The 13,638-nt window shown below is 51.1% G+C and carries 12 protein-coding genes; 6 read left to right on the forward strand and 6 right to left on the reverse strand.

Annotation, left to right across the window (positions count from 1 at the left end; all coding sequences use genetic code 11):
- Positions 1-34 precede the first annotated feature (34 nt).
- Genes B9G79_RS14375 through B9G79_RS14385 form a run of 3 tightly spaced genes read left to right on the forward strand, consistent with a single transcriptional unit; the run spans position 35 to position 2,303 of the window.
- Positions 35-823: a basic amino acid ABC transporter substrate-binding protein gene (locus B9G79_RS14375; protein ID WP_088566116.1), complete on the forward strand. Its 789-nt coding sequence runs from the start codon at positions 35-37 to the stop codon at positions 821-823.
- Positions 823-1,566, forward strand: coding sequence for an amino acid ABC transporter permease (locus B9G79_RS14380; RefSeq protein ID WP_088566117.1), 744 nt, complete (start codon positions 823-825; stop codon positions 1,564-1,566). Before B9G79_RS14375 ends, B9G79_RS14380 begins: the two co-directional genes overlap by 1 nt.
- Entirely contained in the window at positions 1,563-2,303 is a 741-nt protein-coding gene (locus B9G79_RS14385; RefSeq protein WP_088566118.1) for an amino acid ABC transporter ATP-binding protein, read from the forward strand. The genes B9G79_RS14380 and B9G79_RS14385 overlap by 4 nt, the downstream gene beginning before the upstream one ends.
- Here the strand turns inward: B9G79_RS14385 and B9G79_RS14390 are convergent.
- On the reverse strand, positions 2,300-3,148 hold the full coding sequence (locus B9G79_RS14390; RefSeq protein WP_157678791.1) for a hypothetical protein: 849 nt from the start codon (positions 3,146-3,148) through the stop codon (positions 2,300-2,302). The two genes, B9G79_RS14385 and B9G79_RS14390, sit on opposite strands and share 4 nt — an antisense overlap.
- Positions 3,149-3,321: 173 nt before the next feature.
- Here B9G79_RS14390 and B9G79_RS14395 point away from each other — a divergent pair, with 173 nt between their 5' ends.
- Complete coding sequence (locus tag B9G79_RS14395) at positions 3,322-4,686, forward strand: hypothetical protein (RefSeq protein WP_088566120.1); 1,365 nt, start codon at positions 3,322-3,324, stop codon at positions 4,684-4,686.
- Here B9G79_RS14395 and B9G79_RS14400 read toward each other — a convergent pair.
- Genes B9G79_RS14400 through B9G79_RS14415 form a run of 4 tightly spaced genes read right to left on the reverse strand, consistent with a single transcriptional unit; the run spans position 4,683 to position 9,061 of the window.
- Entirely contained in the window at positions 4,683-5,468 is a 786-nt protein-coding gene (locus B9G79_RS14400) for a polyphosphate polymerase domain-containing protein (protein ID WP_088566121.1), read from the reverse strand. The two genes, B9G79_RS14395 and B9G79_RS14400, sit on opposite strands and share 4 nt — an antisense overlap.
- Positions 5,465-6,625 carry a hypothetical protein gene (locus B9G79_RS14405; protein ID WP_088566122.1) on the reverse strand — a complete coding sequence of 387 codons (1,161 nt, stop codon included), beginning with the start codon at positions 6,623-6,625 and terminating at the stop codon, positions 5,465-5,467. Before B9G79_RS14405 ends, B9G79_RS14400 begins: the two co-directional genes overlap by 4 nt.
- Positions 6,625-8,376, reverse strand: a complete 1,752-nt coding sequence (locus B9G79_RS14410) for a DUF3616 domain-containing protein (RefSeq protein ID WP_088566123.1) — start codon at positions 8,374-8,376, stop codon at positions 6,625-6,627. The genes B9G79_RS14405 and B9G79_RS14410 overlap by 1 nt, the downstream gene beginning before the upstream one ends.
- Position 8,377: 1 nt before the next feature.
- Positions 8,378-9,061 carry a DUF4956 domain-containing protein gene (locus B9G79_RS14415; RefSeq protein WP_088566124.1) on the reverse strand — a complete coding sequence of 228 codons (684 nt, stop codon included), beginning with the start codon at positions 9,059-9,061 and terminating at the stop codon, positions 8,378-8,380.
- 271 nt (positions 9,062-9,332) lie between these two features.
- On the opposite strand from B9G79_RS14415, the gene B9G79_RS14420 reads away from it, so the two are divergent.
- Complete coding sequence (locus B9G79_RS14420; protein ID WP_088566125.1) at positions 9,333-10,643, forward strand: D-alanyl-D-alanine carboxypeptidase; 1,311 nt, start codon at positions 9,333-9,335, stop codon at positions 10,641-10,643.
- A 3-nt stretch (positions 10,644-10,646) separates the two neighbouring features.
- On the opposite strand, the gene B9G79_RS14425 is transcribed toward B9G79_RS14420, so the two are convergent.
- Complete coding sequence (locus B9G79_RS14425) at positions 10,647-11,291, reverse strand: hypothetical protein (protein WP_088566126.1); 645 nt, start codon at positions 11,289-11,291, stop codon at positions 10,647-10,649.
- Positions 11,292-11,432: 141 nt separating this feature from the next.
- Between B9G79_RS14425 and B9G79_RS14430 the strand changes: the two genes are divergently transcribed.
- Complete coding sequence (locus B9G79_RS14430) at positions 11,433-13,544, forward strand: PQQ-dependent sugar dehydrogenase (protein ID WP_088566127.1); 2,112 nt, start codon at positions 11,433-11,435, stop codon at positions 13,542-13,544.
- Positions 13,545-13,638 lie beyond the last annotated feature (94 nt).

Here is a 13,638-nt window from a genome sequence, read left to right on the forward strand (position 1 = left end):
GACGGGTCCAGTAGACATTTTCGGGGGATTTTGAATGAAACGACTTTCGCTTCTTATCACCAGTTGCCTTCTGCTATTGACTTTGGGTTGCACCAAAAAAGAATCCGGGACCGCCGATACTGTGGCAAAAACTTCCACAAAAAAAGAACTCACAGTTGGAACCGACGCCGCCTACGCCCCGTTTGAAATCGAAAATGCCGATAAAACCATCAGCGGCTTTGATATTGAAATCATCCAGGCCATCGCCGCCAAACAAAACCTGATATTGGACATTGTGAACACTCCTTGGGAGGGGTTGTTCAGTCAGCTAGAATCCGGCGACCGCGACATCCTGATTTCCGCCATCACTATCAATGATGAACGAAAAAAATCCATGGACTTTTCAGAGCCCTACTTCGATGCCGTCCAACTGATCGCGGTTCCGAATACATCCAAAGTCACAAAGTTTGACGACTTGAAAAAGCTGAAAGTCGGCGTTCAGATCGGAACCACTGGAGATGAGGTCGTCACTCGCCTTTTGGGCCGCGCCAGCCCGAACATCAAGCGCTTCGAAGGAACTCCCCTGGCACTGCAAGAGCTGATCAATGGAGGAGTGGATGCAGTGGTGGCGGACAACGGAGTTATCAATAACTTCTTCGCCAACAATCCGAAAGACTTCAGAGTTCTGTCTGATACCAGCTTTTCGAAAGAGCAGTACGGCATCGCCGTCAAAAAGGGCAACACTGAACTGCTGAAAAAAATCAATGACGGACTGAGTGCCATCAAAGCAGACGGCACCTACGACACCATCTTCAAAAAATACTTCGGAGAAAAGAAGAACTGATGTTTTCGTGGTTTCGCACTGACATCATCATCGAATACTGGCCTCTTTTCATGCAGGGGCTTAGCACCACCCTGCAACTGACCCTGATCGGAATCTTCTTTGGCACCGTGCTGGGCCTGCTTTTGGGGCTGGGAAAAATCGCCCGGATCGAGCGCGGTCCCTGGCGCTGGCCGGTTCAGATGTTCGTCCGCCTGCCCTCGCAAATTTACATAGGCTTCTTCCGAGGCACTCCGCTGTTTGTCCAAATCCTGCTGATTCACTTCGCCCTTGTTCCGTTGCTGATCCATCCCGAGGACGGTCTGCTGATTTCAGGTGACGTGGCTCTGTATTTGAAACGGGAATACGGCGCGCTTATTTCCGGGGCTTTGGCTTTAAGTCTTAATTCAGCGGCCTATATCGCCGAAATCTTCAGGGCCGGGATTCAGTCGATCGACCGCGGGCAGTTTGAAGCGGCAAGATCTTTGGGCCTTGGCTATTTTCACACCATGAAGTCCATTATCATTCCGCAGGCATTTCGTCGCATGCTGCCTCCCTTGGGAAATGAAGCCATCACCCTGCTAAAGGATTCTTCGCTGGTGTCGGCCATCGGTCTGGCGGAACTGGCTTATGCCGCCCGCACGGCCGCCGGGGCTTATGCGCGCTACTGGGAGCCGTATCTGTTCATTTCCGCAATTTATCTGATCATCACCCTTGCCATGTCCTATGTAGTTCATCGTCTTGAGAAAAGGTACCAATCCGCATGATTCAGATTCAGGCCCTGGATAAATTTTTCGGCAGCCGCCAGGTTTTAAAAAACGTGTCCTGTGAAATCAAGGACAACGAAGTGGTGTGCGTGATTGGCCCGTCAGGATCTGGCAAAAGCACATTTTTAAGATGCATCAATGCCCTGGAAATCGCCCAAGGGGGCACCATCAGGGTCGACGGTTTTGAAGTCACAAATCCAAGTACTGATCTGAACAAGCTGCGCGCCCATGTAGGCATGGTCTTTCAGCGCTTCAATCTTTTCCCGCACAAAACGGCTTTACAGAACATTATGCTGGCACCCATGAAGGTAAAACATCTTTCAAAGGATGCCGCCGAAGCCAAGGCCCGGGAACTGCTGGCCCGTGTGGGCCTGGCCGAAAAAGCCGACAGCTACCCGCACGAGCTTTCCGGAGGGCAGCAGCAGCGTGTGGCCATTGCCCGGGCGCTGGCCATGGAGCCGCAAGTGATGTTGTTTGATGAACCGACATCGGCTCTGGATCCGGAAATGGTCGGAGAAGTCCTGGACGTGATCAAGTCGCTGGCGCACAGTGGAAAGACCATGGTGATTGTGACCCACGAGATGGGTTTTGCCCGACAAGTCAGTGATCGCATCCTATTTATGGATGAAGGCCAGGTCGTCGAGCAAGGGCCGCCGGAGAAAATATTCAACCGCGCCGAGAGTGAAAGAACCAGGACGTTCCTTGGAAAGGTCCTGCGGTTCCACGGAACACCTTAATACGTCTCAGGACATATCAGGCTTCTTTCCTCTGCGCTGATTGAGAATTTCACGAGGGGCTTGAAATCTCGAAGTCTTTTTCTAATCGTTTCAAATCCTTGATTGTTGCCATCGGTATTTTTCATCCAATAGGCATCCACTTTCTCATTGGACCAGCCGCAGAACTGCTTTAAGGCCATTCCCGAAATCAATCCCGAAGAATGCCAGCCGTTCCAACAATGCGCATAGATGGGCCCGTTTGATTTTCCTTTGATCCGGTCATAGACCATCGCAAGAATCTTTTCGTTCTCGCCGGCCGCTGCATACTGCTTGTATGTCAGGGTCTGATCCTGATGATCGGTATTCTTGCACTTCACACTTTTTTGCGCGGTGGAAAAATTCTCAGAATACAGATACACCGCCGCCGAAAAATCCTCTTTGCACAAATTGTTCAAACCGGTGGCTGGCAACGGATTGGTATTGGATCGTGGCGGGTCAAAATATTTATTATTCGCTCCCCCACGATACAAAACTCCGTGCAGAACCACCCGAAAATTTCTTGTTCCCCATAGATTCGTATCACCAAGACCTTTGTTGTCAGTGGATTTTTCAGAGGCTGATTCAAGCCCGTAGCGAGCTTGAAACTTCTTCACTTCCCGATCCAGACGAAAAATGGAAGGGTCTGTGATTTCCGGCACCGCAGGATTTCCAGTAGCGTTTTCATCACCAGCTTCGCCGTGAGGAGTCTCAATAGCCGTTGTGGAATTCCCGGTGGACAACGTAGAAACACTGCCCTTGGCACAACCGATCAGATTTGCAGTCAGAAAACAGAACAAAATGGTTTTTGACAGAGTGGTGTATTTCATAAACGTCATCTTCAAATACTTCTGTCTGTAAACACAAGTTTGCTGGACCAATAAAATGTGAATGCGAGCCCACAACATCGACATTGGTCTTCTGATCTTGTAAGTATTTTTAATTTTCTTTTCTGGATATAAACAAAGAAGGACCTGAACACTCCCCCAAATGAGGTAGTTGGATGAAGCTTGCTGCAACTTGCACTTCTGCTGTTTTGTCTGTGTTGGCTCCCGTTTCCGGCGCATTCGCCGTCAATCTTGCAAACCTTCAAGGCGAAGCGCGCACAGAATATTTATCGCCCTACGGTGTGCGTGAGCTTTGTGTGATCGCCAAGAAATGGCCGGGCGGCGCTTATCGCAGTGATGACACCGGCAAAGAAAGCACTTTGTGTGGATATGACTTCTATCGCACGATGGGCCTCTGCCCCAAATACAATTCCACCAATCCCGGAGTTCTGCTGATTGCCCCCAATGCCCAGTACAGCAAAGAGGCCATTGATGCCTCTGACTGCAACGTCAAAAAAATGGGTGTTAAAACCGAAGCAAAATTCAAACAGACTATCACCTGCTCGTACACCCCGTCGATTCTTGCCTATTATCACATGTCACGCATCCTCGGAGGAGTCGGAAGAGTTCCGGTCTCGGTGATTCGCACCATGGACTTGAAGGTTCACAGCCAACTGACCAGCAAGGCGGTGCACGCCTTGCGTGATTCAACGGATACTATCGCCGAGGCTTGGCGAAAGCTCGGGGAAATGCATCTGAACCCCCGCGCCTTTCCCCAGCTCACGGACACCACCTTCACGCAGCTTTACGGCGGACTTTCTGACAACGTGAAGAATGAAAATCTCTATAATGATGTCAGTGGCCGGGGCCCCTATAACAGTCGCTATCAGCGTTTCCTGAAACAAAAGCCCTTTCAGAAAGTGGCCAGCACCAAAACTCTGGCCCAAATCGCGGGTTCGGCGGAATTCACCCGGGTTGCTCAGGATGTAATTCAAATGAAAGACGTCGCCGACATGGTTCTGATCGACACCCTGATGAATCAGCAGGACCGCATCGGAAACATCCATTACAAATTTTACTGGTATTCCATCAATCCTTCCACCCATCGGATTGAACGCGCGAAATCCGAAGCGGAACTGGTGGATGGAAAAATCGTCGTGCCGCCCGAGGAAAAACGCCAGATGGCCGGACGGGCCGCCGTGGTCTTGAAAGAAATGATATTAAAAGACAACGACTGCGGAGTTATCAAAGACAATATGATGAGAGCCTACAGTGTTCTGGAAAAAGTCCGGCATATGAGCTATCTGACATATCGTTACTTTATGGCTTTTGAAAAATCGCTGGCAAATCCGGCCACAAAGGCTTACTTCAAAACAGAACTGCTCTTTACAGACAAGGATTATCGGTCTTTGCAGGACAATGCCGCCAAAGCCAGAGAAATCCTGACCGGCGCCTGCCGCACAGGTCAGTTGAAGTTTGATCTGGATCTGGAAAATTATCTGCCGGGTGCGCGACCTCCGCTCACCCCTTGCAGCATTTAAAGATACAACGGGCCCGGGGCTAAAACCTCGGGCATACCCAACAGGGTCGCCATGGAGTTTCCGAACTTCGAGAAAGAACCGCTTTCCAATTCAAAGCGGCGGATCAGATCCACCATCCAATAAGGGATCTTCTTTTCGCACTTCAGTTCCAGAATGACATTGCATCCGGGCTCTTCAAAGGACTCCGGATGATCATAGTGACTCAAAAGACGGCCGTCCGGTCGCACACACCACTCGTTCATCTCCTGATAGCGCAGGTCGCGGTCAAAGGTAACGCGGGCATAGTCATCCACCACCGACAAATAAGCTTTGCGGCGGTACTGAGTCAGAATCACCGGGCCCACATTATAGCTCATTTTCACTCGCAGATACTCTTCCAGGTTCTGCCGGGAACTTCCCTGAATATGCTCCGGAATTTTTCCCCACTCCAGAATTTCCGCCCAATTTTCATCATGAACCAGTGCCCGCTTTTTTCGCACAAATTCACGCAGCTTGTATTTGATTTCAAAAAAGTAGGGCGGCTTGGGACTGTCGCCATAAGAGCGAATTCGCATATTAAAATTAAAGGCATTGGCCGCTTCTTTGAAACGCAACAGGTACAGGCTGGGTGTATCCAGATAAAGACTGTTTATGGTGTAGTGTTTGTCGGACGAAACTGTGGAATAGTAGTCCATTTCGCAATAGGTTTCCACAAAGCGCGAGATGGGATCGACAAGTGCTGCCGGGATCAGATACTTCAGCTCATACCGCTCTAACGCCAGCGGTGAAACCGGGCCGCTCACAAGGCCACCACTTTCTGGGATTTACTCAGATGATTCTTGGTGGGCTCAGTGGCCAGGCGTTCACTTTCCAGAAGATACTCGACAAACAAAGTTAAAATTTCCTGCTGCTGGCTGAGCAAATCAAGTTCTGTCTGCTCTTGCAGCAGACGGCCTTCCAGTACCGCTAACGTATCCTGCCCTTTGACCTTCTGGCTTTCCTTCAAGCCCTGACTGGTCATCTTGTAAAGTCCGGCCAGATTCTGAATTTGATTCTTTAAACTGACCAGTCGGTCCTTGCTGTTTTCGGCTTCCTTTTGCTTCAGAGCTCTTTTCAGAATCAATTCATTCTGTTTTTGCCGGGAAAGATCATCGGACCCCAGATGGGGCAACTGCAAAGTCAGTTCGACCTTGTAACCGATTTCATCCTCTTTGTGGGTCTGCGACACATCCAGTCCCTTCACCCATTGATCTTCGCGGCCTCGCAAAATCTCAAGTTCCCGGCTGATGTCCTTGAATTCAGTTTCTGAAATTCGCGCCGTTAAAGAAGCCTCCGGAGTCGGCAGGCTGCCCACGGCATCCACGACCTCTTGCACACTGATAAGATCAAAGCTTTCCAAAGGGTTTTCTTCCCATTGCGGAACCCAGGATTTTATCCTTTTTGCTGCAAGCTTGTGTTCCTGGGCAATTCCACTTTCAAGGCGTTTTAACTTGTAAATGTCCCCTTGAGCCCCCAGAAAAGATTTCGTCGTCGTGCGCCCGGCGCGCAAAGAAAGGCTTTGCGCCTTTAAGTATCCCTCGGACAACTTCATGGAGCTGCTTAACACGGCCATTTTTTGCTGGCTGATTTGGTATGAGATCAGATTCAGGTAACGCTCATGCAGGGCCCACGCCAAGGAGGCCTCTTGCAGCACCTTTTTTCGGGGTTCCGAATTCGGGCCCAGCTTCCATTCGGGCCACGAGCGAAACTGAAACTTCAGTCCGACTTCGTATTCATTCTTACTGCCTTCCTGTTCGGCGCTGACAAAGCCTTCCACATTGCGCAAAGGATTGCGCGAATCGGTCGGACGCATTTCCTCTTGCGAAGTGTAGGTGGTGTCGGCCCACGCCGTCTTTAATACCTGCTCGGGCGTCACCGCAAATGAAGAAAGTCCCCCCAAAAGGATCCAAGACAAAAGCATCACGGGGTCCTTTTATCTGCTACAAGACTGACGACGGCATACTGACTGGAACTTTTGCTGTCAAAAACGGCGAACATCTGATGAGTGTCGGGATGGAGGGCAAGCCCTTCCAAATGGCGCATGCGGAATTCATGCAACAGTTCGGGGGAAGTCTGTCCAGGGGATATTTTCCAGATGGCACTGCAGGAAGCCCCCCGGCAAGAGGAGGCCAGGTAAAACGCACCTCCGTGCTTGATCAGGTCCGTAAGAACCAGTTCAACATCCTGGTGCGGAAGTTTCATTTCAAAGCGGGCGGCCAGCGTCACCTGAGCGGGCTTCAAAACCCCCTCAAAGGCAGAAGCAAAATCTGACACCTTCAGGATAATCCCTTCGTTGCGATGAAGTACGGGCCCCTTGAGCGACAGATACAGGTCTTTGTTATCAATGGCATGACCTTCAACTTCAAAGCCTTCTTTAGCCAATTTCAGATCGGCTTCATAGACAGCTTTCAACAATGGATCCTGGGAGTTTTTCAACGCCAGCATCAGGGGCTTGCGCAAATCCACATGATGTTCAACGCTGTAGCGCAGTCCGTTGCGTTTTATCTGAGCAAAAATCTGCCGCTCTTCTTTAAGTTTTCCCTTTTTGGTTGCGGACATGGAGCTTAGCAAATAAAGGGAGTCCCCTTGAACAGAGACCGATTCAATATCGGCCATCACCGGCAGGCCGGAAAGCTGAATTTGATGAGGCTGAATCTGCCCCTGTTCATTCATCAGAAAAAGCACCGGCCGATCTTCGGGATAGTCATCAGACACCAGAACAAATTGTTTCAGCTCAGGCACAAAGACCACGCCGGACATCTCTGGCTTGAAAGTCTCGACAATGTTCAGAGGTATGTCCATTTCACGCGGATCCTGTTGCTGGGAATCCAGGTTCTGAGCCGCTTCGTCGGCATTGGCCTGACTCAACAGCGACAAGCTCCATTTTTTTTGAACAAAGACTTTTTCGCCCAACAGGAACTCATTCGTGCGGGGAATCTTGATCACCACCTCACGGCCCCAGGCCGGCAGGGTTTGAATGCGCAACAGTCTTTCCGGAATCTGCACAATGCGCGAACCGATGCTGACCACCGATCCCCGCACGACTTTGCCTCCGGCTGAACTGACTTCCACCACCTGCCCCACGGACAACGTCGAGGACAGGTTTTCGTTGATGTAACCATTCACATAAGTGGGATTGAGAGGAACCAAAGTGATCAGTGGCGCAAAAGCCGGAGCCTTTTCACCGTTTTTGAAGTTCACGGCACCCACGGCGCCATCCACTTCGGCAAATACAAATAGATTCTTCATGCGCCCTTCGATCAAAGCCATTTCCCGGCGGGCGTCTTCAAGTTCAACCAACAAAGGATCCGCCGAAGGAGCCAGATGCCCCAGGTCTTTAACCACCCCTGCCAGTTGCTGGCGCAGGTGCATTTCGGCATTGAGTTTGTCATAGCGGCTTTTCAGAACCCGCAGTTGGGATTCCCACTCTGACTGACCAAGTTCTGCCAGCAAATCGCCTTTGCGAACAATCTGACTGGGAAGCACATAGATGTGTTTGATTTCAACCGGACTGTCAAAGTTCACCTGGAACTCGCGGGACTCCGCCACGCCCAGAATACTGACCGGATCGGACCCCAGTACCAACCCCAGCACCAATACCAGAACCACGGCCACGCTCCAGCAGCCCAATAGAAAACGGTTCTCGGTCCCGACGACGTCAGCTAGTTTCACCTTACACCTCGATCACGGATTCTTGATTCATAAAGTTCAGGCCGCGCACCGAAGAAATACGCCCCAGTTCTTCAACCAGCTCGGCGGAAGTCTGACGAGGCTTTAAGCGCACCTGATAGGAAAAGTCCAAACGCTCCCCTTGCCCCATTTCTCTGATCGTGGCCAAGGCAAAGTGGCGGCAGGATTTTCCAAGGACATCTTCCACCTCACGCTGATCCTGACCAGATCGGGAAAGATTCAAACGCAAAAGGCCGTCAAACTGAGGCCCGGCAGCGAAAGGGGATTTCTGCAGCACCGTCAAAGCCAGGATAAAACACACCGTTCCCAGAATCGCGATGCCATAGGCATGAACTCCGGAAGCCAGGCCCACGGCCAACGAGGCAAAAATAAAAAACATGTCGCGAGGGTCTTTGACGTTCGTGCGGAAGCGAAGCAGGGACAGGGCCCCGATCATCCCGATACCGCGGGCCACGTTGTCACCAATAGCTTGCATGGCAATGGCGATGACAATCGGCAAAAGCACCAATCCATGCAGGAAGTTCAAAGAATAAGAAAGCCCTCGGAAGGTCTTTACATAGGCCACGGCCAGGGCCGTCCCCAGGATGAAGCTGAGCAAAAAGGCATAGATGATCGAAATCCATGTCGGATTGGCGAATGATGAGTTGAGAACTGAAAAATCCAACATACTCTTCCCCCGGATGCTTTCTAAGAGACGATCATTGTCAGTCTTTACCCCTTGATCACAACCAAAATAAAACAGAATGACGAAGACTTAATTGCCCCTTTCCGGTCCGCAATCCCCGACCATGGCAAATGACAAACTGACTGCCAATTTCCGTCACTTTAGACGGAAAAGGCCCTATAACACCTCCTCGGCTCTGACTCATTGAAATTGACCCCGGCACGGAATATGAACTCTGCCAGTCGGTCGCCGAAAAAGCGGCAAAGGAGGACGTATGGCTTCGACATTTAAACTTGGTATTCTGGCAGCTCTGGCTGCACCCGTTTTGATGGCCTCCACGGCCTCTGCCAAGGTTTATGTCAATTCCGTCTGCCATATGAAGGCCTCCACCGCCGTGAAGGACATCGAGGGCGAAGGCAATCTTCAGAAAAAATACCCGCTGGCTTCCATTTCCAAAGTCATCACCACCTTGTGGGCGATCGAAAAGCTGGGCGTGGATTATCGCCATAAAACCGTATTGCACCTGACCCCGACAGCCAACGGCGCCATGGATCTGCATGTGGAAGGCAGTCGTGATCCTATCTTCGGTCGCAACCTCAGCTATTTCCTGATCTCTGAATTGAACCGCATGAAGGTCACAAAAATTGAGAACCTGACCTTTGATGAAAACTTCCTTTTGGACTGGCTGGCGGAGGAATCCCCGCGTATTGGCGGCGTGACCCCACGCTATGAAACCATCGAACAGCAGGCCGAGGCTGTGATCAAGAATCTGAAAGAGTCTTTCTCCACAGCCATCAATCGTGCGATGTATAACAAGCTTCGCGAAAAAGCCACAAAAGCCAAAGTCTTTATGCTGGAAAAGCCCACAATTGAAGTGCGCAACATTTCCTTCCTGCCGAAATCCAACTACAAGAAAGACAAATACACCGGCAGCGTGGTCCTGAAATCCGCTCCACTGCGCACAATCCTGAAGCGCATGAACAACCAGTCCAATAACTATATTGCGGACAACCTGTACTGGAACCTGGGTGGCACAGCGGCCTTCAACACCTTTGCGGCAGCCACACTGAAAGCTGATCAAAATCAGATCGTATTCCACAATGGTTCCGGCAACAACGAAGGCACGACGGCAAAACCCGTCTATAACGAGGCCACTTGTGAAACCATGATCAAGACCTTGTACACGCTGAACAAATCCCTGGAAGCCAAAGGTTACAAGCTGAGTGATGTGCTTTCTGTTGCCAACAAAGACAATGATTCCACCGTGGATAATTTCGGTGGTAATGCCGCAGGTGCGATGATCGCCAAGACCGGGACCGTGAACAAAGCCAAGACACTGGCAGGTTCGATTTCCACCAAAGAGGGTGAATTCTATTTCGCGATTCTTTTGCACACCGATATGGATCAAAGCAGTTCCGACCGTGGTGTAGCGGCACAAATGATTAAAAATAAAATCAGTCAACTTATCAACAAGCGCTCCGGCCCGAAAGAAATTCAGTACACAGAGATTTTGGCGCTGCCATTTGATCAGGGTTCTTACCTGACTGAACAGGAAGCTCCGGTCGTGACCCTTTCCAAGAAGTAAGTTTTAAAAGGGGATGCCAATCCCCACTTCGTTCAAAAACACATTGCTCATGATTTTCAGATCCACCTGCATGTCGCGGCTTTTATACAAAGCCGCAGTCAGGTGGGCAAACGGCATCGGGATCACATCCACGGAATGCCCGTTCACACTGCCCATGAATTTCCATTTATAGCTGTCCAGTTCATAGCACTCCCGGTAAGAATACGGACCGAAGCTCGTTTCTTCGCAGGCCATCGGCGTCTGTCGAGCGTAAACTCCCATGGACCATCCTGCACTGACCCTGTCAGTCAGTTCATAGTTGCGGCCCACCTGAAAAGTTCCGGCCAGATTGTCGTAACAGTCCTTCACCATCGCCGCCAGAAAGGTGACCCCGGTGGCGGTTTGATATTCCAACCCAACCCCCGGCGTGATCACCGCCGCGCCATTGCCGTCCAGTTTACGGGGCATTTCCACGGACGCTGTCATCGTGGGCTTGATTCCGTGAACCACGAAAGAGGGCAGCAGCAAGCTGAGTTTTTCCCGGTCCTTCACCTTGGGCATTTTGAAACTGGAACTGCCCGTTCCCCATTCCGTGCGATCCGTGCTGGCCAGGGTCGGGTTCACAATCAACAAGGTCACAAGACTGACAAGAAGTTTGGCTCCATCCATGAGGCCTCCCTATTAGGATGACACCGGACCCCGGCAGATGGGGAAACCCAACCCCAACAAAGGAATGAATATGGAAAATTTGCATTTGATAAGGGCCTAAAAGCCTCCATAATTGAATAAGGACTTCTAATTGGGGATATCATGCGCGTTTTATTCTGGCTGATTCTGGCTTCTTCCTTGGTTCAATGTACGTCTTTGCAAAAAAGTGCGGACCGTAAAACAGCGGCATCTCGCATGGTGCTGGATAAAAGCGGCTATCTTTATGACCCCTTGGACACCTCCTGCGACGGGTTCCCTCGCCTGCAGGTGGAAACCATGCCCGGCACCTGTCTGGGGATGGTGATGCCCCGGGATCGCGCCGTGGATCGCAGCAATGACAAAAGCTTTATCAAGCCCCGCACTATTTTACAGATTGCCGGAACTCAGGATTTTCTGGTCGTCGATATGGGCGGATGGAGCCCGCAGAACGGCCGCCTGTTCCTGCTGACTCGTTCGGGCTCGTCCCCTTATGAAATCAAAACTTTAAAATTGAATTTGGAAACGCCCCATGGATTGGCATTGGGACCAGATGGGTATTACTACATCGGTGAACGCACCCGCATTTTCAAATTTCATCTGAAAAACAATCAGATCACCGATTGGACTCTGGTGGTGGGAAACCTGGCACGCAAAGAAGGTTACATGCACCCGCTTTCGCAGTTTGTGTTTGATCCACGCAACGGGGACCTTTACATCAACTCTGGGTCACCCAGTGATCACTGCGTGGTTCAGGGCACCGGCGCCTATAAATCCTGTCCGGAAGACCAAGCCCAAGGCAACGGTGCTATCTATCGCATCCCGGCCCAGTTGCTGAAAAACCTTCCTGCAGGTGGCATCAAAAACTATGAAATCACGGCCCTGGGATTACGCAACTCCATGGCCATGGCGATTTCTGATAAGGGTTATCTGATTCAAGGGGAAAACAGTCGTGACTTTGCCGAGCTGGAGGAACCTTACGAAGAAATCAACGTCGTCGATCTGGATAACGGAGTTGGCCGTCATTATGGCTGGCCCTATTGCTATAACTTCCACGCCACTTCGCCTGAATGGCTGTTCCCGGAAAACAAAAACCTTCCTATGCACAAACAGTTTAAGAAACCCGTGGACTGCACCCAAACCAACCCTTCCGGTATCGGTGATTATCAGGCCCCGTGGTTACTGATGCCACCACATGTGGCCCCTTTGCACATGGCTTATTATAAGGGCGAGATGTTTGGTGATCTCTTCGGCGATAAGTTGTTGGTTACGTGGCACGGCTATCAACCCACCGGACATCGTCTGGTCGCCTACAACGTGGACAGCAATGGTCTGCCCCTGGCGAAAGAATCCAGCTCCACTTTCGGCTTCAATCAAAAAGGTGCCTGCAGCACGCGCAAGGCCTTTACTCCTCATGGTGGAATGGCCCGTCATGGTTCTTACACCGAAATCATTTCCAAGTGGGACGAAGTCAAAGGCATTCGCCCTAAGGGGGCTCCGGTGGCCTTCACCGAAGCTTCCGATGGATCCCTGTGGATTGTCGAGGACCGTGAAAACCGCAGCATCGTGCGACTGGCAAGATCAGCCAACGCCAATCATCAGGAACCTTGTGACAAAAACGCCGCTGCCGCCAACGATCCCCAAGTGCAGCTTCTGGCGTGGAGATCCGCAGTCAAAGAAAGTCCTGTGCTGGAAGAAGGCTATCGCAAGGTTCAAACCGAACTGATTCAAAAGCACTGTCTGGGTTGCCACGGCAATATGCAGGCCCAGGACTTCGGCAAGGACCGCTTCAGCAATCTCGATTTCCTGGTGAAAAATGAATGGATTCTTCCGGGGAACCTTGAGCGCAGTAAACTGTATGGCAGCGTCGCTCGCGTGGAAGGCTACACGCCGATGCCTCCGGCCGACAAAGAACAGATCTTTGGCACTGCCGAAGGTGAACGCGTGAACAAGATCATCGCCGCTTGGGTGAATTCACTTCCAACCGATATCGACAGCCGCTACAGCCAGTTCAAGATGGCAGACAAACGAAACATCCGCGCCAAGCCATCCACCAGCGCCACGGTGTGTGGGCAGGTGGCCCAAGGGGACATCGTGTATTTGGACCCTCGCCCGGCCACCGTGACGGCGGCTGACGGTTACAAATGGAGCCGCATCTATCTGGTGCCTTCTCACAGCCGTCTGTATAAACAAGCCTGCCCAACACCGGAAGATGGCGTGTACTATATCTCTCGCTAAATTGGTTTTGTAAGAACTGCCCTGCTGTCAAAAAGTCGGACAGTTCTTGCATTACAAGCTTTCAAGACAAAGCCGTGTAAATCTCGGTATTAGA

It is taken from the genome of Bdellovibrio bacteriovorus, assembly GCF_002208115.1.
Lineage (GTDB): Bacteria > Bdellovibrionota > Bdellovibrionia > Bdellovibrionales > Bdellovibrionaceae > Bdellovibrio > Bdellovibrio bacteriovorus_C.